The organism is Pseudomonas sp. GL_093, assembly GCF_057837605.1.
In genome coordinates this window covers 1,649,075-1,675,085 of the sequence record NZ_CM174448.1, presented here as the reverse complement: position 1 = coordinate 1,675,085, position 26,011 = coordinate 1,649,075, and the positions used below count along the sequence as shown (strand labels likewise).

Sequence of the window (26,011 nt, the reverse complement as noted above, 5' to 3'; positions counted from 1 at the left end):
TGTTTAACAAGATAGAGGGCGATAGCCATGCTGCTTAACCTGTTCAATGAAATGCGCGCAGCCAAAGTACCGGTCTCGGTACGGGAGCTGCTGGACCTGATCAACGCGCTGAAGCAGCGCGTGACCTTCGCCGACATGGACGAGTTTTATTACCTGTCCCGGGCGATTCTGGTGAAGGACGAAAAGCATTTCGACAAGTTCGACCGGGCGTTCGGTGCCTATTTCAACGGTCTGGAAAAACTCGACGACCACCTTCAGGCTTTGATCCCGGAAGACTGGTTGCGCAAGGAGTTCGAGCGTTCGCTGACCGACGAAGAGCGGGCGGCGATCCAGTCCCTCGGCGGCCTGGACAAGCTGATCGAAGAGTTCAAGAAACGCCTCGAAGAACAGAAAGAACGTCATGCCGGCGGTAACAAGTGGATCGGCACGGGCGGCACCAGCCCGTTTGGCTCCGGCGGCTTCAACCCGGAAGGCATTCGTGTCGGCGATGCAGGCAAGCGTCAGGGTAAAGCGGTCAAGGTCTGGGATCAGCGCGAGTACAAGAACCTCGACGATTCGGTGGAGCTGGGCACGCGCAACATCAAGGTCGCCCTGCGGCGGCTGCGCAAATTCGCACGCCAGGGTGCGGCAGAAGAACTGGACATCGATGGCACCATCGACCACACCGCACGCGATGCCGGACTGCTGAACATCCAGATGCGACCCGAGCGGCGCAACACCGTCAAGCTGTTGCTGCTGTTCGACATTGGCGGTTCGATGGACGCCCACGTGAAGATCTGCGAGGAGTTGTTCTCGGCCTGCAAGACCGAGTTCAAGCATTTGGAGTACTTCTACTTCCACAATTTCATTTATGAATCGGTGTGGAAAAACAACATGCGCCGCAGCTCCGAGCGCACGTCGACCCAGGACCTGCTGCACAAATACGGCGCCGACTACAAAGTGATCTTCATCGGCGACGCCGCCATGGCGCCGTACGAAATCACCCAGGCCGGCGGCAGCGTCGAGCACTGGAACGAAGAAGCGGGTTATGTGTGGATGCAGCGGTTCATGGAGAAGTACAAGAAGGTCATCTGGATCAACCCGTATCCGAAAGATACCTGGGGCTATACGTCGTCGACCAACATCGTGCGGGACTTGATTAACGACCAGATGTACCCGTTGACGTTGCGGGGGTTGGAAGAAGGGATGCGGTTTCTTTCCAAGTAATCTTCGTCGTCTGGTCTGACGCTATCGCGAGCAAGCTCGCTCCCACAGTTGACCGAGTTTACCTGTGGGAGCGAGCCTGCTCGCGAAGCTTTTAGCGTTCTAAAAACCGGCGTAGATATTCGACTTGTTCCCGGTGCGCGACATCATGCACCACCGGTTTCAACCGTACCTGCGTCCCCGGCAGGCACTGCGCCAGTCGCGCCAGGGCCAGCGGCGTCAACGCCCCCAATCGCGGATAGCCGCCAATGGTCTGCCGATCATTGAGCAGCACAATTGGCTGCCCGTCCGGCGGCACCTGAACCGCACCCAGCGGGATGCCTTCGGAAATCATCGGCTTACCCTGATACTGCAACGCCGTTCCCAGCAAGCGGATGCCCATCCGGTCGGCACGGCTGTCGAGGGTCCAGACGCTGTTGAACGCATCAAACAAACTCTGTCCACTGAACTCGCCGATCTGAGCACCGAGCACCAGGTCCAGTGGCGCGTTGAGTTTGAAATCCGGCACCTGTTCGGGCGCCAACGCCCGCAGCAGTAGCAGCGAGCTGCCCGAGTAGCTCAACTGCGCATCTTTGGCCAACGCCCGGCCCATGCCATCCAGCCCGCCGAGTTCCTCACGGACCACGGTTGCGCTGCTGCCCAACACCTTTGGCGCATCAAATCCGCCCGGGGCTGCCAAATATGCCCGGGCGCCAAGCAGCGGCTGAGTGAATTGCAATTGCTGACCTTTGTTCAGCCTGAAACTGCGCCACGGCGCCAACGCCTCGCCATCCACCTGCGCCCCCAGATCCGCCCCGGCCAACGCCAGCACGCAATCCTCTTCGGCAACGACAGTAAACCCGCCGAGGGTGATTTCAATCACCGGTGCATCCAGGCCATTGCCCAGCAACCAATTGGCCCACGACATCGACCGCCAATCCGCCGCCCCGCCCTGGGTCACGCCCAGATGCCGCACGCCGAAACGGCCAGCGTCCTGCAACAGGCACAACGGTGTACTCGCTTCTATTGATAGACGGCTCATGCCTGCGCCTCCAATGGCGTGTCATCACCGCCCAGATTGATGAATTCGGCATGGCTGACGGCTTCGAAGCGCACCGTGTCGCCTGGTTGCATCAGGCTGTAGCCGTCGCGGTCGCGGTCGAACAATTTGGCCGGGGTGCGGCCGATCAGATTCCAGCCACCGGGGGACACCACCGGGTAAGCGGCGGTTTGGCGTTCGGCGATGCCGACGCTTCCCGCAGCCACTTTTTTACGCGGAGTGTTCAGACGCGGCGCGGCCAGCGCTTCTTCCACCAGCCCCATGAAGGCGAAACCCGGCGCAAAACCCAAGGCGAATACCTGATATTCGCGCTCGCTGTGGCGACGGATCACTTCATCCACGGCCAATCCGCTGCGCTGGGACAACAGGCTCAACTCCGGGCCAACGCTCAAGTCATACCAGACCGGCAACACATGACATTTACCACGGGTGCAGGCGTTGGGCGACAGATCGATCAAGGCCTCAGCGATCAGTTCCCGAGCCTGGGCCGGACTCAACGCGGTCAGATCGTAATGCACCATCAACGTCGTATAGGACGGCACCAGATCGATCAGATGCCCGGCGAACGCAGCACGCAGACTTTCACTGGCGGCGAGCATCCACGGCATGTTCGCTTCGGCTATCTCATCGAACAGGCGCACCATCAGGCAATCCAGCGCCACCACTTCTACCCGCAGGTTCATGACGCGCTCTGCTGATCAAGTGCTTCGCGAATACGCCGCACGGCGGCTACCGAACTGGCATTGTCGCCGTGTACGCAGAGGGTGTTGGCTTGCAAGTGCAAGGCACTGCCATCGCTGGCCGTAAGGTTGCCGCCGCGGGCAATGGTCAGCGCCTGTTCGATGATTGTTTCAGGATCGTGATGCACCGCGCCCGGCAGTTGCCGCGAGACCAGCATTCCTGCGCTGTCGTAAGCGCGATCGGCGAAGGCTTCGAACCACAGGGTCACACCGTATTCATCGCCCAACTGCTGGGCGGCGCTGTTGTCGCGAGTGGCCATCAACATCAGCGGTAACTCACGATCATAGGACGCCACGGCCTGAAGCACGGCGCGCAATTGCGCCGGGTTGGCCATCATGTCGTTGTACATCGCACCGTGCGGCTTGACGTAACTCACCCGCCCGCCCTGAGCCCGGCAAATGCCGTCGAGAGCACCGATCTGGTAATGCACAATGTCCTGAAGTTCCTGGGCGGTGTAGGCCATGGAACGGCGGCCGAAGCCGACCAGATCCTGATACGCCGGATGTGCGCCGATCTGCACCCCGTTGCTCAGGGCCAGGCTGACCGTCTTGCGCATGATGCTCGGGTCGCCGGCGTGGAAGCCGCAGGCGATGTTGGCGCAATCGATGAAGGGCATGACCTCGGCGTCCAGACCCATGGTCCAGTTGCCGAAACTCTCGCCGATGTCGCAGTTCAATAGCAGGCGGCTCACGGTGAACACTCCTTTCAGCTTTATTCTTTTTAACTGCGGGACACTTTTTGTAACGGCAGGCCCGCAGATTATCAGTTACTCGGCTTCGAGTTGCTTGCCACGGGTTTCCGGCAGGCTCAGGGCCGCAAGGATCACCACCCCGTAGGACACCGCCGCAAAAGCACCGATTCCCACACTCAATGGCACCTTCTGGCTCATCAAGCCGATCAACAGCGGGAACAACGCCGCCAACGCCCGACCGATGTTGTAGCAAAAGCCCTGACCCGAACCGCGAATCCGCGTTGGAAACAGCTCGGTCAAAAACGCGCCCATGCCACTGAAAATCCCCGAAGCGAAGAAGCCCAAAGGAAAGCCCAGCCAGAGCATCACGCCATTGCTCACCGGCAATTGGGTGTAGAGCAGAACAATGGTGAACGAGCCGACCGCGAACAGAATGAAGTTCTTTTTACGCCCGAGGATGTCAGTCAAATACGCGCTGATGACATAGCCGACGTAGGAACCGACGATCACCATCGCCAGATAACCGCCCGTACCGAGTACGCTCAAACCGCGTTCGTTCTTCAGAAAGGTCGGCAACCAGGAGGTGATCGCGTAGTAACCGCCCAGGGCACCGGTGGTCAGCACCGAGGCGCGAATCGTGGTGAAAAGGATGCCGGGAGCGAAGATCTCGTAGAACTTTGCCGGGTTGCTGGGTTCTTGCTTAGCCTTGGCTTCGCGATAGATTTCCGGGTCCTTGACCAGTCGGCGGACGAAGATCACGAAAATCGCCGGCACGATGCCAAGGATGAACAGTGCGCGCCAGGCGTCTTCCGGTGGCAGCACCGAGAACAGCAGCGCATACAAAATCGCCGTTAGTCCCCAACCCAATGCCCAGCCGGATTGCACCATGCCCACCGCCTTGCCGCGGTCCTTGGCGCGAATCACTTCACCCATCAGCACCGCGCCGGCGGTCCATTCGCCGCCGAATCCGAAGCCCATCAGCGTGCGGCTGATCAGCAGTTGCTCGTAGTTCTGGGCGAAACCGCAGAGGAAGGTGAAGAAAGCGAACCACAGCACAGTCAGTTGCAGAGTGCGTACGCGACCGATGCGGTCGGACAGAATCCCCGCCACCCAACCGCCGATGGCCGAGGCGATCAGGGTGCTGGTGTGAATCAGCCCGGCCTCGCCGGTGGTGATGCCCCACATCGCAATCAGGGTTGGCACCACGAAGCTGAGCATCTGGGTGTCCATGCCGTCCAGGCCATAGCCGATCTTGCAGCTCCAGAACGTGCGGCGTTCCTGCTTGTTGATGTTGCGGTACCAGTCGAAAGGTCCCGGGCGAACCGTGGCTTTTGGGATGTTGAGCGTGTCGGGCGCACTCATGGCAAATCTCCGCGCTAATTTTTATTGGTATTGTTCTGAGCCCCGACGACGCCTATCGTGGGAACCGGATGGCCTGATTTTTGGGCTCCTTGCCCTGCTGCGTCCAACTAATAAAAACCCGCTCTAGACATAAGAAAAACTTGTCCCTATGAACCTGAAGTTTCTCGAGACCTTTGTCTGGGTCGCCCGACTCAAGAGTTTTCGCCTGACGGCAGACAAGCTCTTCACCACCCAGGCGTCGATATCCAGCCGCATTGCCGTGCTCGAAGGCGAGCTCGGGGTGAAGCTGTTCCTGCGCGATTCACGTGGTGTGAGCCTGACGCCCGAAGGCTTGAAAGTGCTCGAGTACGCCGAGCAAATGATGGACACCATGCAATCCCTCAAGCAGTCGATCGAAACCCGTTCGAGCAAGGTCGGACGGGTTCGCATCGGCGTAATGGACACGGTCATCCATACCTGGCTGAGTCCGTTGGTGGCGCAAATGATGGATCACTATCCGCTGGTGGAAATCGAGTTGGTGGCCGATACCGCGCTCAACCTCTGCGATCAGCTGCAAAAAGGCTTTCTCGATCTGATCCTGCAAACCGACCTGTTGCGTCAGGAAAGTGTGCGCAGCCTTGAGCTGGCCAGTCACCCGATGGGCTGGATTGTGGCGACAAACTCGATCTATAACCGCGAGTATTCAGGCATTGCCGACCTGGCGCGGGAACGGATCATTACCTATTCGAAAAACTCCCATCCGCATCAGGAGATTCTCGCCCTGATGCAGGCCAACGGCATCATGACGCCACGGTTGAACTGCGTGAACTCGGTATCGGCGATCACCCGGTTGTTGCGGGACGGTTTTGGTATTGGCGCGCTGCCGCCGGTGCTGGTAGCCGAGGAACTGGCGCGGGGGGAATTGACCTTGCTGGCCATCGATCAACGGCCACCGAATTTGCAGGTGGTGGTGTCGTGGCGGATTGGCGTGGAGTGGGTCGAGGAGATTGTTTCGTTGTGTCAGCAGGTGCTGGACGGGTATGCGAAGAAGGTGGGTGAGAACTACATCGTCCTCGCACGCTGATGATCGTTCCCACGCTCTGCGTGGGAATGCAGCCCGGGACGCTCCGCGTCCCATTCAAAGCCGAACGCAGAGCGTCCGTTGAGGCATTCCCACGCAGAGCGTGGGAACGATCAAACTTACAGCCCGCGCACATCCCGATCTTCGATCGGCCGGCTCTGGCGCAGGCGTTTGCCGCCCAGCACTACCCAGTCGATCAGACGGAACAGGCATTCAATGCCGAACGACAACAGCAACGCCCCGCTCATGCCCCAGATCATCGCTTCCGGCGTCAGCAGGATCTGGTAGCTGTAGCCGTTCCAGGTTTCCTTGCGAATATCCGGATCGGCGGCCAATGCCACTTGCAGGAAGCGGATGTACCACGGGCCCTGCATGGCCTGGAACTGTTTATCGAGGGCCAGTTGACGGGTCAGCAAGGTGCTCAGGCTGTCGGCATCGCTGCGAAAAATCGGGTCTTCGCTGGCGCGGTAATGGGCCACCAATGCCTGCATGTCACCCTTGAAGAACTGATTCGCCGTGCCCTGAAAACCGCTCAGACCGGTCTGCGCTTCAATCAGATGCGCTTCGACCCGCTTGGCATAATCGCTGATGAACCCTGGCACCTGGACACCGATCAACAGGCCCGCCGCGAACAACACCAGCCGTAGATAACTGAGCAACATGAAGGGAAATCCTTATTCGGTCTTGCCCTGGCTGACGCATTCACCGCGTCGCCAAAGGCTCCATTGGCCCGGTTCGTAGCGGGTCCAGGTTTCGTTTTCGGTCAAGGGTTCGGTGGCGATCACCGTGACCACGTCGTTGGGCGTGGTTTCGGCCTGGAAGTCGACGATTACATCGACGTCCTTCAAGCGCGCCGGGCCGAATGGCGCGCGGCGGGTGATCTGCGCCAGTTTGGTCGAGCAATAGCAGAACAACCAATCACCATCGCTGAGCAGGCAGTTGAACACGCCTTTGCTGCGGTATTCGGCGCAGGCGGCCACCAGATCTGGCAGCAGTTCTTCGACCTCTACCGGTTCCGGGAATGCGGCGCGCACGCGGTTGAGCAAATCGCAGAACGCCGCTTCGCTGTCGGTATCGCCAACGGGGCGGTAAAAACTCTTGATCGGTTGAAACTCCGCGAGCTGGCCGTTGTGGGCAAAACACCAGTTACGGCCCCACAGCTCACGCACAAACGGATGGGTATTGGACAGGCAGACCTTGCCGACATTGGCCTGGCGGATGTGCCCGATCACCACTTCGCTCTTGATCGGATAGCGTTGCACCAGGTTCGCGACTTCGGACTCACAGCTCGCCGCCGGGTCCTGAAACAGGCGCAGGCCACGGCCCTCGTAAAAGGCGATGCCCCAGCCGTCACGGTGCGGACCGGTGCGGCCGCCGCGCTGCATCAGCCCGGTGAAGCTGAACACGATATCGGTCGGGACATTGGCGCTCATGCCCAATAACTCACACATGCTCGGATTCTCGCTGAAAGGCAGGGGCAAGGTTACAGACGCGGTTCGACCCGCAATCGCTGAGGGTTGCTCGGCACCGGTGGACGACCGTAACGATCATCGCCCGCACCGCCGAAAGGATGATCCTCTTCAGGGTCATCGGCCCGGGCCGCAGCCTTGGCAGCGGCAGCCTGTTCCTTGCGAGCGTTGGACGCACGTTCGATAGGGAAACGGATCGCCACGAATACCAGGTAAATGCCGAAAGCGATCATGCCGTACATGAACAGGTCGGAAATCGCGCGCCAGGCGTTGTTGCCGACCTTGAACAGCAAATCGAGGGCCGTGATGGCGATGGCCGGAGCGACCTTTTCCTTCACCGGGTCGATGATGGTGGGGCTGAACAGCAACACGGCCACCAACAGCCGTAATGGCTCACGCAGCCAGCGCCACATCCAGCGGGTGATACGCATCCACACCAACAGGCAGCCCAAAGCGGCGAAGGCGTAGAGGCCCCAAGCGATCAGATAGTCGTTCTCGGTCATGGTGTCCATGGCAAGGCAGGCAAAGAGGCGCTTATAGTAACGACTTTTCGCACGTCAGGCTTGCCCGCCGTCTGCGAACCCTATTTCGTAAAACGCTCGAGAGTCCTTCATGCCCCTATCCGTCAACGTTTCCGACGCTCCCATTGCCCGCAAGGCCGAAGGCGACGACCCGTATGCCTGGCTGCAGGAGCGCGACACCGACGCGGTGCTCGACTACCTGAAAGCGGAAAACCGCTACCAAGAGGCACAAACCGCCGATCAGGCCGGGTTGCGTGAAACCCTGTTCGAAGAGATCAAGGGCCGGATTCTCGAAACCGACCTGTCCTTGCCCTCCCCTTGGGGTCCGTACCTGTATTACACGCGCACCACGGCCGGTGATGAATATGCCCGTCACTACCGCTGCCCGCGCCCGGCCGATGACAGCCTGCAGCTCGACGAAAGCCAGGAACAGTTGCTGCTGGACCCGAACGAACTGGCCAAAGGTGGCTTCTTTTCCCTGGGCGCCTTCAGTATCAGCCCGGACCACCAGCGTCTGGCCTACAGCATCGATGCCACGGGCGATGAAATTTTCACGCTGTTCGTGAAGGAATTGTCCAACGGCCGTGTCAGTGAACTGGAATTCCAGGATTGCGACGGCAGCATGACCTGGGCCAATGACAGCCTGACGCTGTTCTTCGGCGAACTGGACGACACCCATCGCCCGCACAAACTGTTCCGCTATCGGCTGGACGGTACGGCGGCCGAAGAAGTGTTCCACGAGCCGGACGGTCGATTCTTCATGCATTGCTACCGCTCCAGTTCCGAGCAGCAATTGCTGCTGTCCCTGGGCAGCAAGACCACCAGCGAAGTCTGGGTGCTCGATGCGTTCCAGCCGCAGCAGGCGTTTACCTGCATCGCACCGAGGGTTGAAGACCATGAGTACGACGTCGACCACGGCGCGCTCGACGGTCAATGGACCTGGTTCATTCGCACCAACCGCGACGGCATCAACTTTGCCCTCTACCACGCCGTAGACACCGGCGTGGCGCCGACCGAGGCCGACTGGCAGAACCTGATCCCGCACAGCGACACGGTGATGATCGAAGGCATGAGCCTGAACGCCGGGGCCATGACCCTGAGCTTGCGTGAAGGTGGCTTGCCGATCATCGAAGTTCATCCGCAAGACCTGCCGAGCTACCGCGTGCAATTGCCGGATGCGGCCTACAGCCTGCACGTACAGAACAGTCTGGAATTCGTCAGCGACAAGATCCGTCTGCGCTACGAAGCCTTGAACCGTCCGGCGCAAATCCGTCAGCTAGAGCTGGGCAACGGTGAGCAGAAAGTCCTCAAGGAAACCCCGGTGCTCGGTCCGTTCGACGCCGATGCCTACGTCAGTCAACGCCTGTGGGCGACCGCACCGGACGGTACGAAAGTGCCGATCAGCCTCGTCGTCAAACGCGAAGCCCTCGGTAAGCCGACGCCGCTTTATCTGTACGGCTACGGTGCTTACGGTGAAAGCCTCGACCCGTGGTTCTCCCACGCTCGTTTGAGTCTGCTGGACCGTGGCGTGGCGTTCGCCATCGCTCACGTGCGTGGCGGCGGTGAACTGGGCGAGGCCTGGTATCGCGCCGGCAAGCAGGAACACAAACACAACACCTTCAGCGACTTCATTGCCTGCGCCGAGCACCTGATCGCCAATGGCTTCACCACACCTCAGCAACTGGCGATCAGCGGCGGCAGCGCCGGTGGTCTGCTGATCGGCGCGGTGCTCAATCAGCGGCCGGAGTTGTTTGCTGCTGCGATTGCCGAAGTGCCGTTCGTCGACGTGCTGAACACCATGCTCGACCCGGATCTGCCGTTGACCGTCACCGAATACGACGAGTGGGGCAATCCTGAAGAACCGGACGTCTATGATCGGATCAAGGCCTACGCCCCGTACGAAAACGTCACCGCACAAGCTTATCCGGCGACCCTGGTGATCGCCGGCTACAACGACAGTCGCGTGCAGTACTGGGAAGCGGCCAAGTGGGTGGCGAAATTACGCGCGACCAAAACCGACACCAATCCCCTGCTGCTCAAGACCGAATTGGGTGCCGGGCATGGCGGGATGAGCGGTCGTTATCAGGGATTGCGTGACGTAGCACTCGAATACGCATTTGTTTTCAAGGTTTTGGGCATCGCCTGAGGAACTTGGCCCGGCGTGTCGGTCTTAAGACCGAACACCGGGCTGACGCTGCTCCCTGTAGCAGCTGGCGAAGCCTGCGTTCGGCTGCGAAGCAGTCGTTAATCCGGCTTACTCGGTTTATCTGACTAACCGCGTTGGCCGATTTTACGACTGCTTCGCAGCCGAACGCAGCCTTCGGCAGCTGCTACAGGGAGTCGCGAAATTCTCGCCAGACCGGAACAGCAACAGACACAAGAAAAAGACCGTGACGACATGTCAGAACCGACCTTACTGAACAACGAAATTCGCGACTGGCTGATGGACTGTGGCCTGTTCGATCAACTGCTGCCGGCGGACTTCGCCACGGCCTCGGGTTACTTCAGCATCAGCACCATTGCTCAGGGCGAAGAGATTTTCCATGAGGGTGATGCCGGCAGCTTCATGTGCATCATCCACACCGGCCAGGTGGCGGTGCAGAAAACCAACAGCGACGGGCACCTGGTGACCATGGCAACGTTACGCAGCGGTCGGGCGTTCGGCGAAATGGCCGTACTCGACGGCGAACGCCGCTCGGCCAGTTGCGTGGCCGCGAGCAATTGCCAGTTGCTCAATCTGGGCAAGGATTCGCTGGAAAAGATGCTCAACGATGCGCCGAAAATCGCCGCCAAAATCATCCGCGCCCTCGCCGTCTCCCTCTCCAAACGCTTGCGCATGGCCGATGGGCAACTGCTCTCGCAGCAGGTTTAACCGCCGGGTGACTTGATCTTCGTGCTGCTTGGCTCAAGGCCCGGCAACGGTTGATCCTTGGTCGGAGGACTGGGCATCTCGATCGGCACCAGCGGCGGGCCGCCACTGCCGGGGCCGACCTTGGGCACGCTGGTCGGGGTGATTTGCGGGTACGGTGTCGGTGTCGCGGTGCCGGGCGAACCGGGCAGCGGCGCAGGGCTGGTTGGAATGGTTTGCAACTGCTGGGCCTGCACTGCAGTTATCGAGAGCGCGGCCAAGGCAATGACCGTTAGAATGGTGCGCTTCATCAATGGCTCCGTTGGCCTTGTTGTCTTTTTGCAGGCTACTCCCAACGGCGCGTGTTTGCCTTCTCCCTCTTATGCCAATTTCTCCTCAAGTGAGTCCCATGAAACGTTTCGTTCTGCTCGACACCACTCCAATTCCTGAAAATGGCGGTGCCTTGTGCCTGTTCGAATACGGTGAGGATTTTGTCATCAAGATCCAGGGCGGCGACGGCGGGCAACTGATGAACACCCGCATGCATGGCTCGGAAGACGCTCTGGCGGAGATCCCGTGCCGTAAAGTGGCCGGCCGGCCGAATTCGCGCGTGCTGATCGGCGGCCTGGGTATGGGCTTCACCCTCGCGTCGGCCCTCAAGCATCTGGGCAAGACCGCTGAAGTGGTGGTCGCCGAACTGGTGCCGGGCGTGGTGGAGTGGAACCGTGGACCACTGGGCGAGAAAGCCGGGAACCCGCTGCTGGACCCGCGCACCGTGATCCGCATGGAAGACGTGGCCAAAGTCCTGCAAGCCGAGCCGCAAGGTTTCGACGCAATCATGCTCGACGTCGACAACGGCCCCGAAGGCCTGACCCAGAAGGCCAACAGCTGGCTCTACTCCGCTGGTGGCCTGAGCGCCTGCGCCAAGGCCCTGCGGCCTAAAGGCGTGCTGGCCGTCTGGTCCGCGAGCGCTGACCGACAGTTTTCCGACAAACTGAAGAAGGCCGGCTTCAAGGCCGAGGAAGTCCAGGTCTTCGCCCATGGCAACAAAGGTACCCGCCACACCATCTGGATTGCCGAGAAGCTCAAGGGCTGAGCTAAACTTGGCTCATAACCGTCATTAGTCTTTTACAAAGGTGAACCCATGAGTTCGTCAACGCCTCCCACCAACACGTCGAAACTGGACCGCATCCTTGCAGACAACCAGCGCGACAAGGAAATGGGTTACCGCGACAAGGCCTTGAAAATGTACCCGCACGTGTGCGGCCGTTGCGCCCGTGAGTTTTCCGGCAAGCGCCTGAGCGAACTGACCGTGCACCACCGCGACCACAATCACGACAACAACCCTCAGGACGGCTCGAACTGGGAATTGTTGTGCCTGTATTGCCACGACAACGAACACTCGCGGTACACCGATCAACAGTATTTCGGTGAAGGCTCGCTGAGCTCGCCGAAAATCGCCAAGGCGACGCATAACCCGTTTGCCGCGTTGGCTGGCCTGATGAAGAAAGACGACTGAAGATCTTCAGTGCCTTGACTGGCCTCATCGCGAGCAAGCTCGCTCCCACAGGGGATCTTCTGTGAACACAGTATTTGTGAACACCAGAGATCAAATGTGGGAGCGAGCTTGCTCGCGAAGGCGGCTGACCAGACACCACCAATCTACAAACTGACCACCCTCCCCCAATCCCCGTATAATCGCCGTTTTTTCCCCGAAGGCACCCGCTCGTGGCAGACAAACGGTACAGCTGCATTGGTTTGTATAACCCCAAATCACCGGAGAACGTCGGTTCGGTGATGCGCGCCGCTGGCTGTTATGGCGTGGCGTCCGTGTTCTATACCGGCAAGCGTTATGAACGCGCCGCCGACTTCGTCACCGACACCAAGCGTGTCCACTACGACATTCCGCTGATCGGCATCGACGACCTGAAAAAAATCCTGCCGCTGGGCTGCGTGCCGGTCGCTGTGGAACTGGTGGACGGCGCCCGTTCGCTGCCGGAATACACACACCCGGACCGCGCGCTGTACATCTTCGGCCCGGAAGACGGCTCGCTGGATAAAGAGATTCGCGACTGGTGCGAAGACGTGGTCTACATCCCGACTACCGGTTGCATGAACCTGGCGGCCACCGTCAACGTCGTGCTCTATGACCGCATGTCCAAGGGACTCAACACCCGCTCCGGGGCGAAGTTTCGCTGATTCAGCGTACATCCGATGGAACAAGCCGCCCGCCTCGGCAGTCAGCTTAATTATCTATTCTTGATTATCTATTCTTGAAGCGTCATTCCAGCCAGGAGACAGATCATGAGCGAACTCAAACGCGTAGAACGCATTGAATCCACCCCGTTCCAGACTCACACGGAGCAGAACGTGCAGGGCTGGGAACGCATCGGCTCTCTGGCCGGCGGAGTGGTGATGGTCGGCAAGGGCCTGCGTCGCGGTGGTGTGTTCGGGTTGATTCAAGTGGCGATCGGCGGTGTGGCCCTGGCGCGTGGTATTACCGGGCACAGTTCGGCGAAAAGCCTGCTGGAGAAAAGCCGTCAGGACATGAACAACGTGCGGGCGAAGATTCAGCGGGCGGGTGAAGAGTTGAACCGGTTGAAGGCGAATGCGGAAGCGGCGACCAATACCGCTACCGTGACCGGTAATGATTCGTTGAAATCTCCGAAAACCGGGGTTTGATCCGAGATTTTCATTGAGGCTTAGGGCCCCTTCGCGAGCAGGTCGAATCGTCGCACCGTCGCTCCCACATTGGAATGCGGTCACCTGTGGGAGCGAGCTTGCTCGCGATGGCGGGGGAGTGTCATAAATTTTGTGTTCGGGCATAACATGTTGCAGAGGTGCATGTATGCCGACCAAGAAAAAACCGGCCAGTGGGGCCGCGCGAGACCTTCCAGCCATTCCAAAAGAGCTGATTGATCAGTTCGTAAACGGCCCGATGAGTGCCGAAGCCATTCAGGATGCCTCGATGGCGTTCAAGAAGGCGCTCATCGAGCGAGCCCTTGGTGCCGAGTTGGGGCACCACCTTGGTTATCCTCAGGGCGCGGAGCGCCCCGAGGAGTCGAGTAACCAACGTAACGGCCGAAGCGGCAAGACCGTGCTGACCGATGACGGCCCGTTGCGCCTGGATATTCCCAGAGACCGCGATGGCAGCTTTGCTCCGATCCTGATCCCCAAACACGAGCGCCGGTTTACAGGCTTCGACGACAAGATCATTGCTATGTATGCCCGCGGCATGAGTGTTCGCGAGATTCGTGCATTTCTCTCGGAGCAATACGGAACAGACGTCTCCCATGACTTCATCAGCTCCGTCACCGATGCTGTTCTGGAAGAAGTCAGTACCTGGCAGCAACGACCACTTGAACCCATGTACCCAGTCATTTTCTTCGATGCTCTGCGGGTCAAAATCCGTGACGAAGGGGTGGTTCGCAACAAGGCAATCTACTTGGCCCTGGGCGTGTTGCCGGACGGCACACGAGATATTTTGGGGATCTGGATTGAGACCACTGAGGGTGCCAAGTTCTGGATGAAGGTCTTCAATGACCTCAAGACCCGAGGCGTCGAAGACGTTTTGATCGCGGTAACTGACGGACTTAAAGGCATGCCAGAAGCCTTAAGTGCGGTGTTTCCTCAGACGACGTTGCAAACCTGTATCGTCCACTTGATCCGTAACAGCCTTGATTACGCGGCTTGGGACAAGCGCCGCGAACTGGCCAAGGCCCTGAAACCGATCTATCAAGCACTCAACGCTGAAGTTGCCGAGCAGGCTCTAGAGGCCTTCGAGTCTGGACCTTGGGGTAAGCAATATCCAACGGTGGCTGCGGCCTGGAGACGTGCCTGGGATCGAGTCATCCCGTTTTTTGTCTTCCCGCCAGCCATACGAAAAGTGATCTACACCACTAATGCTATCGAGAGCATCAATGCTCAGTTGCGCAAGATCATCAAGACAAGGGGGCACTTTCCAACCGACGATGCAGCGACGAAGTTGATCTGGCTGGCATTGCAAAATATCACCGCCAATTGGGGCAGCCCCGCCCATGACTGGAAGAACGCCATGAATCAGTTTGCGGTCTTGTACGGAGATCGATTCATCAGGCCGACCTGGTGAAATGAAGGCCTGCCTGACGGCAGGCCATTACCGGCCCGCACACAAAAAATCTGACACTCTCGATGGCGGTGTTACTGAAGCAACTCGGTATCAAGGACTTTGGAAGACTCGCCAATCACACTCTCGGCCAGCTGAACAAACTCCTTGGTATCCACGCTCTCCAGATGCATCGCCCCGCGCAACACATCATCCAGCGAACGCTTGTTGCGGGTCTTCAGGCGAATCTCGCGATCCAGTTCCTGCAATAACACGACCGCTTTTGACACCTGCGCCGGGCTGACCTGCTCAGCGCGCAAGGTCGTGACGTTCTGGCTGTCCTTGGCCAACTTCTTTTGCAAACTCTCATACCGCTCATCACTCATGCCGCCGGCGCGACGCACCAGTTCGATGGCGTAATACTCGGCAAACCCTTCGCTGATCCAGTCACTGCGCTGCTGATCGTTGATCCGTCCGAACACCTGCGCCAATTCCCGCACCAGCGCACTGGTACCGCTTTCGCTGACCAGCGGCAGACGGGTGTTCAGATAGATCGATTCGTGCGCGCCCAGGCTGCCGCGCCACATCGGGTCGTTGGCGCCGACAATCAACAGTTTGGCGGGATGACGGGGATACACCGCCTGCACTTGCGGCCAGACAAAGGTCAACAGTGTCAGCACATCCATGCGGCGCATGCCTTGGCCCTGAGGCGAGGCGACGGTGACTTCGGTTTCCCCAAGCCGCGTGCGACGGCTGCCGAGGTGGCCGGCGAGCATCCAGCCGGTGGGCCGGTCGAACAATCGAGAGACGTTATCGATCCGGAATTTGTTCTTGCCGATTCGCGGCCAGGCAGTTTCAACGCTTTTCCAGCCGGTAGGCAATTCGAATTCAAGGCGTGAAACCAGCTCGATGCCGTCCTGCTGATCGAGTTTGGCTGCCGGCACCAGATCGTCGCCGCGCATCAGCGCCCAGGTCGGGGTCATGCGCGTATCGAAGCTGCCGCTCTTGCGTCCGTGGCTGATGCGTACGCGGTAGGTCAGGCTGGCCTTGTCGGCGGCCGGACGCCAGACACCACGGGCCTGCTTGCCCGGCGTGAGCTGCCATTGGCCGTCGGCCTTGAAATCGCTGTAGTGGCTGCCATCGCCCAGATCGAAATCCAGACTGCGCACCGCAGAACCCTGAGCCAGAGTCAGCCGCACTTCGGCCTGATCGCTTTGCGGCAACAGGCGCACGTGGTAATCCAGATCAACCTTCTTCGCCGCCCACACGGGCGAACTCAGGGCCAAAAGCCCAAAGGCCAACGCCAGCCGCAATCCCACAGCCATACACACTCCTTCGTGAAACGTTAATACGCTTGGCGTTTAACCCGCCCGAAAAATCAGATGGTCTTCCCAATCGTCTTCGGCCACGCTGCCTTCGGCAAGCATGCGCCCGGACTGGGAAATACGTTCGTGGTGCACTGCATCGCGATCACCGCACACCAGATGGTGCCAAAGTGGCAGGTCCTTGCCTTCGCTGACCAGTCGATAGCCGCAGGTCGGCGGCAGCCATTTGAACTCGTCAGCCTTGCCCGGTGTGAGCTGGATGCAGTCGGGGACGAAATCGCGGCGGTTCGGGTAATCGGTGCACTGACAGGTTTTCAGGTCCAGCAGTTTGCAGGCGATGCGCGTGTAATAGACGCTGTTGTCGTCTTCATCTTCGAGCTTTTGCAGGCAGCACAGGCCACAGCCGTCGCACAGCGATTCCCATTCCTCTTGATCGAGTTGATCGAGGGTTTTGCGTATCCAGAACGGTTCGACTTTGGCGGCCATGGCTCAAGCATCAACATCAGGTGGTGAAAAGGCCGCCAGTCTAGTGCCAAGGCCCTTGTGGGCCAAGCGTTGGCGACTGCCGGTAGAACGAGCTTGTCAGTTATCGCGCCGCCCAGTAGGGTTTTGCGTCGCCCCACACCTTCAAACTAGCAAGGAATCTCCTGATGAGTGCTAATCCACGCGTTGCCGACTATGCCATCCACCCTCAGTTCACCGACCGCTGGTCGCCCCGTGCCTTCACCGGCGAAGCGATCTCCGAAGAAACCCTGCTGAGCTTCTTCGAAGCTGCACGCTGGGCGCCATCGGCCTACAACTCGCAGCCTTGGCGGTTTCTGTATGCGCGTCGCGACACGCCAAACTGGGAGCGCTATCTGGGGCTGCTGAACGAATTCAACCGCAGCTGGGCGCAACACGCCTCGGCACTGGTGATCGTGATCTCGAAAACCACCTTCGCGGTACCTGGCGCCACTGAAGAAACCCCGGCCTTGTGGCACACCTTCGACACCGGTTCCGCTTGGGGCCATCTGGCGCTGCAAGCAAGCATCAGCGGCTGGCACACCCACGGCATGGCTGGTTTCGACCAGGACCTGACCCGCAAGGAGCTGAACATTCCTGAGGGTTATGCGCTGCACGCGGCGGTGGCGGTGGGCAAACTGGGCGACAAGGCGACGCTGGCGGACTACCTGCAAGCGCGTGAAGAGCCGAGCCCACGTCGTCCGCTGAGCGAGTTGGCTGCTGAAGGCGACTTCACCCTCTAAGCCACACCGAAAAACCAATGTGGGAGCGAGCCTGCTCGCGAAGGGGCCGTCACATTCAACATCACTGTTGACTGATAGACCGCTTTCGCGAGCAGGCTCGCTCCCACAGGTTTTGCACAATATTCAAGTAAGTGGTTGGCTCAGTAGCCGCGATTGAAATCCACTTCCCCGCGCAACGCCTCACCCGCCTGATACGCCCGCAGGTTTTCGACAAACAGTTTCACCATCATCGATGGCGAGGTCGGTGCCGAGCTGTGGCCGGTCAGCAGCAAGCCCCAAGCGGTCCAGAACGGATGACGTTGCGGCAGCGGCTCCTGACGGCAGACGTCGATCACGGCACCGGCCAGATGCCCTTCTTTCAAGGCCTCCACCAGGTCCGCGTCGACCACTGCCACGCCGCGCCCGACGTTGATGAACAACCCGGTCGGCTTGAATTGCTTGAACAGCGCCGCGTCGTACAGGTCGTGGGTGTTCGGCGTATTGGGCAGCAGATTGATCACGTAATCCACTTCACCGACCAGACGCGGCAGATCAGCCAGCGCCCCGACTTCGGTAAACGGCGCCTGCTCGCGGGCTTCGCTGGCGATGCCGTACAACTCGACACCAAACGGCACAAGGAACTGCGCCACGGTCTGGCCGATGTCACCGGTGCCGACGATCAACACTTTACGGCCGGCCAGGCTTTGGCCCTGGCGACTGTCCCACTTGCGCTCGACCTGGCTGACCAGCCGCGGCAGCACTTCGCGCTCGTGGCCGAGCATGTAGGTCAGCACGTATTCGGCCATGACCTGCCCGAAAATCCCCACCGCCCGAGTCAGGCGATAGTGACGTGGCAAGCCATCGGCCAGCAGCGGCGTAATGCCCGCCCAGGTCGATTGCAGCCATTGTGGCTCGTGGCCCTGACGCAGCAAGGTCGCCAGCAGGTCCGGCTGACCGAGCCAGATCGGACAATCAGCGGCCTGGCTGGCCAGTTCGGCGGAGTCGCCGCTGGTCAGCACTTCCAGGTCGGGCGCTGCTTGACGCAACAGCTGGGCGTACACCGGGTGGTCGTGTTCAGCAATCAGAACGCGCATGGTTCAAACCTTTCAAAAACAGTGCAGACGGCCGCCGACGGAGTATCACTCCATCGCCCTGGCTATCGCCAAAATCATTCCAGTGTTTCATAAAGGCTCTGAACAGAGCCTGTCTGCCGGTCACATCGGATCGTTGCGGCGCAGCAATTCTTCCGGCAAGTGTTCGATGTACTCGTCTTCGGCCGGCGGCATTTGCAAGTGGTAACCCTGCTTCTCAAGGTTTTCCAGCACCACGGTGATGTCCTCGCGCGACAGTTTGCGCTCGGGGGTCAGCACCAGGTCAAAGGCGTGATGCGGTTTGCCGAAGGCGGCCATCAGACTTTCCGGGACGCGCTCCAGTGCATCGCTTTTGAGCACATAGAGGTACATCTCGTTTTTCTTCAAGCTTCGATAGATGGAGCAAATACGTTTCAAGGCTGTTCTCCGGCGGTGGCCAGGCTGTCGAGCAGCGCCTGGCCCATCAATTCGCGGCGCCAGCCACGCAGCGAATCAGGCAATTGGTAAGGACCGTTGGGATAGCCGCTCTTGAGCAGCGCTTCCAGGGTTTTCTTGCGCAGCATCAGCTCTGGTGCAATGTTCAGGCGTTCGGCTTCGGCCTGGCCGATCGCACGCAGCTGTTTGACCAGCGTGGCGGCGTCCACCGGCAAAGGCTCCGGCACTGCAGGCGGCCATTGATCAGGCGACACACTGCCAGAGCGTTTGATCAGATCAAGCAGAAATTCGCCGTCCTGACGCACGGTACGCGGGTGCATGTCTTCGATTTTCGCCAGCGCGCCGAGGTTGTCCGGCTGAGTCCGCGCCAGCGGCCACAGCGAATGCTCACGGACGATGCGGTTGCGCGGCAGATCACGGGCGCGGGCCTCGCGCTCGCGCCAGGCACACACTTCACGCAACACGGCGAGTTGGGCGCGGGAGAGTTTCCAGGCCAGCTTGGCTTCGCGATAGACCTCATACGGATCAACTTCGCGACGCAGGTTGGCCACCAGCTCGGCGCCGTCTTCCAGGACCCAGGCGTACTTGTCGTCAGACAGCTTCGGACGAAGCTGTACGAAAACTTCCGCCAAGTGCAAAGCATCTTCGGCGGCGTAGCTGATTTGGGTGTCGGAAAGCGGACGTTGCAGCCAGTCGGAACGGGTCTCGCCCTTCGGCAGGTCGATGCCCAGCACTTCCTGCACCAGCCGCGAATAGCCCATGGAAAAACCGAGGTTCAGGTAAGCGGCGGCCAACTGAGTGTCGAACAACGGTGCCGGCAGGCTGCCGGTCAGGCGCAGCAGGACTTCGAGGTCTTCGCTGCACGCATGGACGACTTTGATCACGGCCGGGTTTTCCAGCAACGCGGCCAGTGGCTGCCAGTTATCGATGCTCAGCGGGTCAATCAGGTAAGCGCGTACGCCATCGCCGATCTGCAGCAGGCCTGCAATCGGATAAAAGGTGTCGACCCGCATGAATTCGGTGTCGAGGGCAACGAATGGCAGCTGCTGCCACTCGGCGCAAAACTGACCGAGGCTATCGTTGTCGCGAATCCAGTGAATATCGATGGCCACACGGCTCTCCCTTGAAGAATGGCGCGCAGTATATATCGCCCCCGGCGATTTCCGCGCATTCACTGAACAAGAGCTTTAGCGAAAACGCCTGCGAAACAGCAAGAAATGTCTGACAAGCGGAGACTAGCCGGCCTTACGCAGTACGTAGACGCGCATCCGCGCACAGCCGGGCAGGAAGTCCTGATGACTGAGCAAGCGCAAACCTGCGCGCTTGAACTCGGCTTCCACGTCGGCCTTGCTGGCCAACGGTCGGGCCGGAGCGCCCTGTGCATCCGTGCGCCGACCTTTGAAATGAGCATCGACCCGTACGGCCACAATCACCGTATCGCGACTGACCCGATGGAACTCCTTGAGCATGGCCAAGCGATGCTCGGGGCAGGTGAGGTGTTGAAACAGTTGCATGCAAAAAATGCAGTCAACCGCATTCGCCGACAAGCCGATGGTAAACGCCGAACTCTGAAAGGTTTTGACCCGCTCCAGCAAACTCTGCGGATGGTGGGTACGGGCATGATCGAGTATGTCCTGCGACGGGTCGGCCGCGAGGATCACCCGGTTTGCATGCTCGGCCAGTACTGGCCAGAAGCGCCCGACACCGCAAGCCAAATCAAGAACCAGACCCGGCTCGCCGGCAGCCTTGAGCGCGTTGCGCACCAATTGCTCGTCACGCCAGAACGTCAACCGCCCGGCCAGGCCACGCGGTCGCGGCTGAAGACAGACGCGGGCGTGCTCCTGATCGTAGCGCCGGGCGATTTCAAGCTCGATGGCAGATGGGGGTTGAGCGGACATGTGCAATGGCTCTCGGGGGAAACTCTGCCGGCCGCACGTTAGCGACCGGGGCATGAAAAAAGGTTGAGGTACTCACTCTGTGGCCAACACGCCGTCGTTCACCGCACCACGACATCCAGCAAACATATCCAGATTCTGCTTGTACACCTTGCTCTGGACCTCCAGCAGACCGAGCATTGAATGGAACAGGTTGTCCTGGCTCAAGGGCTTGTTGCGACTCAGTTGCAGGCAATTGGCGTCCACCGAGAACGACTTTTGATAGCTGTCGGAAAACCAGGCCAACATCGCGACATGCTTTTGTTGTTCCGGTGCCAGCATGTAAGGCGTGCCATGCAGGAACAAGTTGTACTCGCCCAAGGATTCGCCGTGGTCCGACAAATAGAGCATCGCGGTGTCGACTTTGTCCTGATTTTTGCGCAACAAATCGATCAGGGTGGACAGCACGTGGTCGGTATACACCAGGGTGTTGTCGTAGCCATTGACGATACTTTCGCGACTGCAATTGTTCAGGGCGTTACTTTCACAAACCGGGGTGAAGCGCTCGTATTCTTTCGGGTAGCGCTTGAAGTATTCCGGACCGTGACTGCCCATCTGGTGCAACACCAGTACCGTGTCTTTATCCAGGGTATCGATGAAGTGCTGCAAACCCTGCAGCAGGATTTCATCGCGGCATTCGCTATTGGCACACAGCACCGGGTCTTTCAGGTTACTGACGTCGTCGAGGGTGACCCGATCGCAAGTGCCTTTGCAGCCCGATTGGTTATCGCGCCAGATCACGTCGAGACCCGCGCGTTTGAGCACGTCCAGCAGGCCTTCCTGATTCTTTGCCTTGCTGGCGTTGTAATCCTTGCGCCCCATGTCGGAGAACATGCACGGCACCGACACCGCTGTTTCCGTCCCGCAGGAATGCACGTCGGTGAACGCGATCAGGCCGGCCTCTTTACTCAGTTTTGGTGTGGTGTCACGGTCATACCCCAGGACGCCGAAGTTCTCGGCCCGGGCACTTTCGCCCACCACCAGCACGGTCAGGGATTTGCGCTCATGGGTTTGCCAGGCGGGATTTCGCTGGGCATCTTCACCCAGTTTGACAAAGGGCTGATGTGCAGACGCGACCTGCTCACGCAGAAAGCCGAAAGAAGCACCGATGTAGTTGCTTGGCACGACCATCAGGCGCAATTCATGATGATTGCGAAACAACGAAGACAGACCCTGATAGTTAACCAGTGCAACGCCACCAATCACGGCAACCGACGCAACACTGACCAGTGCTTTACTTAACAGTTCACGGTGCCAGCGGCGGTAATTAACCGGGGTCCGCCACAATAACAACGATGGCAAGACACCCAACAGAAGGATATAAACAAGCAACTTTAACGACAGCAAGTCACGCACTTCCGTCGCATTGGTTTGCGCAAAGTTACGCAACATGCCGGTGTCAATCAAAACACCATATTGGCTCATGAAGTACGCCACGCCCGCACTGACCATGAAGATCAGCGTCAGGACCGGTTTCATCACGAGCCGGAAAGCCAGCAGCGTCAGCACAATGTTGAAAGCAGCCAGGATCATCGCCCCGAATGCCACACGCATGACGATGCCTTGACCGTCAGAGGTCGTGATTTCAAACAGGTGTTGCCAGAGAACTAAATTGAATCCTGCCAATAGAAAGGCGCTGGCAATCAGTGTCACCCACTCGGGGCGCACGGCTTTAATCTTCAACATGATGATCGGCTGTTCCTGAATAAAAGTGCCTTCGCCAAATGTGAAAATTTCATTGGCCGCAACGTCACTAATTTTAGGCTTCCAACCATCAATTTTTTGTGAAAAAGAAGCCAACGATTAGTTGGCTCATGGCACGAGGCAAAAACGCTCAATTTATTTGAGAATGGTTCAGGTTCTGTTCAGGCTTGATTCAAATACCAACGCCAGTCCTGCTCGCCGACTTCGCCCATGAACTGTCGATACTCGGCACGTTTTACCGCCAGGTACACGCCGAGGAACTCACCGCCGAACGCTTCCCGAGCCCAGCTTGAACCTTCCAGTGCCCGCAACGTGGTCAGCCAGTCAGTCGGCAACAGTTCCGTGGCCTGGGCGTAGCCATTGCCCTCCACCGGCGCGCCAGGATCGAGTTGTTCGCGAATACCGCGATGGATCCCGGCCAGAATCGCCGCAGCCGCCAGATACGGGTTGGCGTCGGCGCCACAGATGCGGTGTTCGATATGCCGGGAAAATGCCGGCCCGCCGGGCACGCGCAAACTCACGGTGCGATTGTCCACGCCCCAGGTGGGTGCCAGCGGCGCATAGCTGTTGGTCTGGAAGCGACGGTAAGAGTTGGCGTTCGGACAGAACAGCAGCAACGAATCGAGCAACGTACTGAGCATCCCGCCGACCGCCTGTTTGAGCAGCGGCGTACCGTCCGGGGCTTCGCTGGCGAACAGGTTGTTGCCGTCCTTGTCCGCCAGGCTGACGTGCATGTGCATGCCCGTGCCCGCCAGGTCATCGAACGGTTTGGCCATGAAGCACGCCGTCATCCCGTGCTTGTGGGCCACGCCTTTGACCAGTCGTTTGTAGCGCACCGCCTCGTCCATCGCCTGCAAGGCATCGGTGCGGTGTTCGAGGGTGATTTCCACTTGCCCCGGCGCGTATTCGGAAATCGCCGTGCGCGCCGGAATGCCCTGGAGTTTGCAGGCGCTGTAGAGATCGGCCAGAAACGGTTCGATCTGCTCCAGTTCACGCAAGCCGTAGACCTGAGTCCCTCGCGGCCGCCCGCCATCGACATCCCGCGCCGGTTGCGGCCGACCGTTGCTGTCGCGCTGCTGATCCAGCAGGTAGAACTCCAGCTCCGCCGCCATCACCGGGTAATAACCGTCGGCCTGCAAGCCCTCGATGACTTTCGCCAGCAGATGCCGTGGATCGGCAATCGTCGCGGGCATGCCCTCCTTCGGGTGCATGCTGACCTGCACCGCCGCCGTAGGAATCAGCCGCCAGGGCATGCGCGTCAAACTGCCGCTGATCGGGTACGCCCGGCAGTCGATATCGCCAACGTCCCAGACCAGGCCGGAGTTTTCCACGTCATCACCGTTGATGGTCAGGCCAAGAATGGTGCTCGGCAATGGCCGCCCGCTTTCGTACACCGCCAGCAGTTCATCGCGGTGCAGCAACTTGCCCCGAGGTACACCGTTGTTGTCGAGGATGAACAACTCGAACATCTCGATATCCGGGTTCTGTTCCAGAAAGGTCAGGGCTTCTTGCTTGGAGGCGAAAGATGTCGTGGCAACACTCATGGGAATTCTCTTATTTCCGCGTCAGGCAAACGCACAGGCGTCGCCGCTTTGATCCCGGCGCATGGCGCGGGACCTGTAAGAACAATCAACGAGGAATGCAGGAATCCGGTGGGCGCGCGTGACGGCAGTGCCACAGCGCCCAAAAGGCTAATTCGGAGGGAAGTGCGACGGGACAACCGTCCATAGAAAAAACCGCAGAGAACAGATGACCCGCAGCGTCACACGGGAGGTTAAGTCGTTAAATCAGGATTTGAAGAACTTTGGTTGCAGGCTGGCTAAACAATTGAGCAGCACCACGGTACTTGTAGCAGCTGCCGAAGGCTGCGTTCGGCTGCGAAGCAGACGTTAAAACAGCCAATGCGGTATGGCAGGTTAATCCGATGGCAGAATTTGCGCCTGCTTCGCAGCCGAACGCAGCCTTCGGCAGCTGCTACAGGGAGTACGGGGTATTATTTAATTTCTAAATACTGCTTCGGACTTTCTGATTTGCGGCCCGCAGGCCTCGCGCGCCTAATCGGCTCCTTGTCATTCAAGGTCCGATAGATGGAAAACGTTCGCGCAACCTCTCGCCCCGCCCTCTGGCTAATGTTCAGCATCATTCTTGTCGCCCTGAACCTGCGGCCTTCCATGGCCGCCGTTGGTCCTTTGCTGTCGGCGATTCGCGGCGACATAACACTGAGTTTCAGCCTGGCCTCGCTGTTGACCATGCTGCCAGTGATGGCGATGGGGTTGGCGATGTTCTTTGGGCTGAGCGTCAGCCAACGAATCGGCGAACAACGCACCGTGGTGCTCTCACTGCTGATCATCGGCGTGGCCACGGTGTCACGGTTGTTCCTCGATTCAGCGGCCGAACTGATCCTCAGCGCCGTGCTGGCGGGTATCGGTATCGCGCTGATCCAGGCGTTGATGCCGGCGCTGATCAAATCCCGCTTCAGCGACAACGTTTCTGTGTGCATGGGGCTCTACGTCACATCGATCATGGGCGGCGCAGCGATTGCGGCGTCGTTTGCACCGCTGGTGATGATCCGTACCGGCAGCTGGCGCGTAGGCCTGGCGATCTGGGCGGCGCTGGCGCTGGTAGCGTTGCTGTTTTGGTGCGTGCAACGTGAAAGGCTGCCGGCGCAGCCTGCTCAGGCGCAGCGCAATGGCTCCTTCTTTGGCAATTCCCGCGCCTGGTTACTCGCCATCTTCTTCGGCCTGGGCACGGCGTCCTACACCTGCGTGCTGGCCTGGCTGGCGCCGTACTATGTGGAAAAGGGTTGGAGCGAACAAAATGCCGGGTTGCTGCTGGGTTTCTTGACCGCCATGGAAGTGTTGTCCGGCCTGCTGACACCAGCCATCGCCAACCGCAGCCGTGACCGGCGCGTGGTGCTGGTGGTGTTGCTGGCGCTGATCATGGCCGGTTTCTGCGGGCTTGTTCTCAGCCCGCAACACTTGAGCCTGTTGTGGCCCTGCCTGTTGGGGCTCGGCATCGGCGGGCTGTTCCCGATGAGTCTGATCGTGTCCCTGGATCATCTGGACAATCCCCAGCGTGCCGGTGGCCTGACAGCGTTCGTGCAAGGCATCGGCTACCTGATCGCCGGTCTCTCGCCGCTGATTGCCGGGTTGATCCGCGATCAGCTCGGCAGCTTCGAATGGGCCTGGTGGTCACTGACCGGCGTTATGGCACTGATGATCCTGATGGTCTTACGCTTCGATCCGCGGCATTACGCCCAACACATTCGCTGACCCTGGAAC

Annotated in this window: 27 protein-coding genes; 11 read left to right on the top strand and 16 right to left on the bottom strand. The window is 59.4% G+C overall.

Annotated features, from left to right (window positions below):
• The first annotated feature begins 27 nt into the window (after positions 1–27).
• Positions 28–1,206, top strand: coding sequence for a vWA domain-containing protein (locus AC3IUE_RS07625; RefSeq protein WP_415770787.1), 1,179 nt, complete (start codon positions 28–30; stop codon positions 1,204–1,206).
• Positions 1,207–1,297: 91 nt separating this feature from the next.
• Here AC3IUE_RS07625 and AC3IUE_RS07620 read toward each other — a convergent pair whose 3' ends face one another.
• The 4 genes from AC3IUE_RS07620 to AC3IUE_RS07605 form a co-directional block, all read right to left on the bottom strand.
• A complete protein-coding gene (locus AC3IUE_RS07620; RefSeq protein ID WP_489266538.1) occupies positions 1,298–2,224 on the bottom strand; it encodes a 5-oxoprolinase subunit C family protein in 927 nt (308 codons plus the stop codon).
• Positions 2,221–2,925, bottom strand: coding sequence for a 5-oxoprolinase subunit B family protein (locus AC3IUE_RS07615; protein ID WP_489266536.1), 705 nt, complete (start codon positions 2,923–2,925; stop codon positions 2,221–2,223). Before AC3IUE_RS07615 ends, AC3IUE_RS07620 begins: the two co-directional genes overlap by 4 nt.
• Entirely contained in the window at positions 2,922–3,674 is a 753-nt protein-coding gene (locus tag AC3IUE_RS07610) for a 5-oxoprolinase subunit PxpA (protein WP_033056161.1), read from the bottom strand. Before AC3IUE_RS07610 ends, AC3IUE_RS07615 begins: the two co-directional genes overlap by 4 nt.
• Positions 3,675–3,749: 75 nt before the next feature.
• Positions 3,750–5,036 carry an MFS transporter gene (locus AC3IUE_RS07605; RefSeq protein WP_056742617.1) on the bottom strand — a complete coding sequence of 429 codons (1,287 nt, stop codon included), beginning with the start codon at positions 5,034–5,036 and terminating at the stop codon, positions 3,750–3,752.
• Positions 5,037–5,184: 148 nt separating this feature from the next.
• Between AC3IUE_RS07605 and AC3IUE_RS07600 the strand changes: the two genes are divergently transcribed.
• Positions 5,185–6,099: a LysR family transcriptional regulator gene (locus AC3IUE_RS07600; RefSeq protein ID WP_489266533.1), complete on the top strand. Its 915-nt coding sequence runs from the start codon at positions 5,185–5,187 to the stop codon at positions 6,097–6,099.
• A 116-nt stretch (positions 6,100–6,215) separates the two neighbouring features.
• On the opposite strand, the gene AC3IUE_RS07595 is transcribed toward AC3IUE_RS07600, so the two are convergent.
• The 3 genes from AC3IUE_RS07595 to AC3IUE_RS07585 are packed head-to-tail and all read right to left on the bottom strand — an operon-like array spanning position 6,216 to position 8,077.
• Entirely contained in the window at positions 6,216–6,758 is a 543-nt protein-coding gene (locus AC3IUE_RS07595; protein ID WP_123366761.1) for a DUF2937 family protein, read from the bottom strand.
• Between the two features lie 12 nt (positions 6,759–6,770).
• Entirely contained in the window at positions 6,771–7,547 is a 777-nt protein-coding gene (locus tag AC3IUE_RS07590; RefSeq protein WP_046046095.1) for a class II glutamine amidotransferase, read from the bottom strand.
• Positions 7,548–7,579: 32 nt separating this feature from the next.
• A complete protein-coding gene (locus AC3IUE_RS07585; RefSeq protein WP_056742515.1) occupies positions 7,580–8,077 on the bottom strand; it encodes a hypothetical protein in 498 nt (165 codons plus the stop codon).
• A 100-nt stretch (positions 8,078–8,177) separates the two neighbouring features.
• On the opposite strand from AC3IUE_RS07585, the gene AC3IUE_RS07580 reads away from it, so the two are divergent.
• Positions 8,178–10,232, top strand: coding sequence for a S9 family peptidase (locus AC3IUE_RS07580; protein WP_489266530.1), 2,055 nt, complete (start codon positions 8,178–8,180; stop codon positions 10,230–10,232).
• A gap of 252 nt (positions 10,233–10,484) precedes the next feature.
• A complete protein-coding gene (locus tag AC3IUE_RS07575; protein WP_076031549.1) occupies positions 10,485–10,958 on the top strand; it encodes a cyclic nucleotide-binding domain-containing protein in 474 nt (157 codons plus the stop codon).
• Here AC3IUE_RS07575 and AC3IUE_RS07570 read toward each other — a convergent pair.
• Positions 10,955–11,245 (bottom strand): hypothetical protein, encoded by a 291-nt coding sequence (locus tag AC3IUE_RS07570; protein WP_489266528.1) that lies wholly within the window; start codon positions 11,243–11,245, stop codon positions 10,955–10,957. The two genes, AC3IUE_RS07575 and AC3IUE_RS07570, sit on opposite strands and share 4 nt — an antisense overlap.
• 98 nt (positions 11,246–11,343) lie before the next feature.
• Here AC3IUE_RS07570 and AC3IUE_RS07565 point away from each other — a divergent pair, with 98 nt between their 5' ends.
• The 5 genes from AC3IUE_RS07565 to AC3IUE_RS07545 all read left to right on the top strand — a co-directional run bounded on the left by AC3IUE_RS07565 (position 11,344) and on the right by AC3IUE_RS07545 (position 15,042).
• The gene (locus tag AC3IUE_RS07565) at positions 11,344–12,030 is read left to right on the top strand and encodes a spermidine synthase (protein WP_007898703.1); all 687 of its coding nucleotides are present in this window, start codon (positions 11,344–11,346) and stop codon (positions 12,028–12,030) included.
• A gap of 48 nt (positions 12,031–12,078) precedes the next feature.
• Positions 12,079–12,453 (top strand): YajD family HNH nuclease, encoded by a 375-nt coding sequence (locus tag AC3IUE_RS07560; RefSeq protein ID WP_046046100.1) that lies wholly within the window; start codon positions 12,079–12,081, stop codon positions 12,451–12,453.
• 209 nt (positions 12,454–12,662) lie between these two features.
• Positions 12,663–13,133: an RNA methyltransferase gene (locus tag AC3IUE_RS07555; protein ID WP_007944014.1), complete on the top strand. Its 471-nt coding sequence runs from the start codon at positions 12,663–12,665 to the stop codon at positions 13,131–13,133.
• 105 nt (positions 13,134–13,238) lie between these two features.
• The gene (locus AC3IUE_RS07550) at positions 13,239–13,616 is read left to right on the top strand and encodes a YgaP family membrane protein (RefSeq protein WP_046046102.1); all 378 of its coding nucleotides are present in this window, start codon (positions 13,239–13,241) and stop codon (positions 13,614–13,616) included.
• Between the two features lie 166 nt (positions 13,617–13,782).
• Positions 13,783–15,042: an IS256 family transposase gene (locus AC3IUE_RS07545; RefSeq protein ID WP_489263864.1), complete on the top strand. Its 1,260-nt coding sequence runs from the start codon at positions 13,783–13,785 to the stop codon at positions 15,040–15,042.
• A 71-nt stretch (positions 15,043–15,113) separates the two neighbouring features.
• Here AC3IUE_RS07545 and AC3IUE_RS07540 read toward each other — a convergent pair whose 3' ends face one another.
• Positions 15,114–16,343: a hypothetical protein gene (locus AC3IUE_RS07540; RefSeq protein ID WP_489266525.1), complete on the bottom strand. Its 1,230-nt coding sequence runs from the start codon at positions 16,341–16,343 to the stop codon at positions 15,114–15,116.
• Between the two features lie 36 nt (positions 16,344–16,379).
• Positions 16,380–16,829 (bottom strand): YcgN family cysteine cluster protein, encoded by a 450-nt coding sequence (locus AC3IUE_RS07535; RefSeq protein ID WP_007898698.1) that lies wholly within the window; start codon positions 16,827–16,829, stop codon positions 16,380–16,382.
• Between the two features lie 164 nt (positions 16,830–16,993).
• Between AC3IUE_RS07535 and AC3IUE_RS07530 the strand changes: the two genes are divergently transcribed.
• Entirely contained in the window at positions 16,994–17,587 is a 594-nt protein-coding gene (locus tag AC3IUE_RS07530) for a nitroreductase family protein (RefSeq protein WP_033054040.1), read from the top strand.
• Between the two features lie 140 nt (positions 17,588–17,727).
• Here AC3IUE_RS07530 and AC3IUE_RS07525 read toward each other — a convergent pair whose 3' ends face one another.
• The 6 genes from AC3IUE_RS07525 to AC3IUE_RS07500 form a co-directional block, all read right to left on the bottom strand.
• Positions 17,728–18,660, bottom strand: coding sequence for a D-2-hydroxyacid dehydrogenase (locus AC3IUE_RS07525; RefSeq protein WP_056742527.1), 933 nt, complete (start codon positions 18,658–18,660; stop codon positions 17,728–17,730).
• A gap of 120 nt (positions 18,661–18,780) precedes the next feature.
• Complete coding sequence (locus AC3IUE_RS07520; RefSeq protein ID WP_007898694.1) at positions 18,781–19,074, bottom strand: YcgL domain-containing protein; 294 nt, start codon at positions 19,072–19,074, stop codon at positions 18,781–18,783.
• Positions 19,071–20,204: a ribonuclease D gene (gene rnd / locus AC3IUE_RS07515; RefSeq protein ID WP_489266522.1), complete on the bottom strand. Its 1,134-nt coding sequence runs from the start codon at positions 20,202–20,204 to the stop codon at positions 19,071–19,073. Before rnd ends, AC3IUE_RS07520 begins: the two co-directional genes overlap by 4 nt.
• Positions 20,205–20,327: 123 nt before the next feature.
• Entirely contained in the window at positions 20,328–20,990 is a 663-nt protein-coding gene (locus AC3IUE_RS07510) for a class I SAM-dependent methyltransferase (protein ID WP_489266520.1), read from the bottom strand.
• Between the two features lie 72 nt (positions 20,991–21,062).
• Positions 21,063–22,712, bottom strand: coding sequence for a phosphoethanolamine transferase (locus AC3IUE_RS07505; RefSeq protein WP_489266518.1), 1,650 nt, complete (start codon positions 22,710–22,712; stop codon positions 21,063–21,065).
• Positions 22,713–22,891: 179 nt separating this feature from the next.
• Entirely contained in the window at positions 22,892–24,274 is a 1,383-nt protein-coding gene (locus tag AC3IUE_RS07500; RefSeq protein WP_489266516.1) for a glutamine synthetase family protein, read from the bottom strand.
• 543 nt (positions 24,275–24,817) lie between these two features.
• On the opposite strand from AC3IUE_RS07500, the gene AC3IUE_RS07495 reads away from it, so the two are divergent.
• Positions 24,818–26,002 (top strand): cyanate transporter, encoded by a 1,185-nt coding sequence (locus tag AC3IUE_RS07495; protein WP_056742537.1) that lies wholly within the window; start codon positions 24,818–24,820, stop codon positions 26,000–26,002.
• Positions 26,003–26,011: the final 9 nt, after the last annotated feature.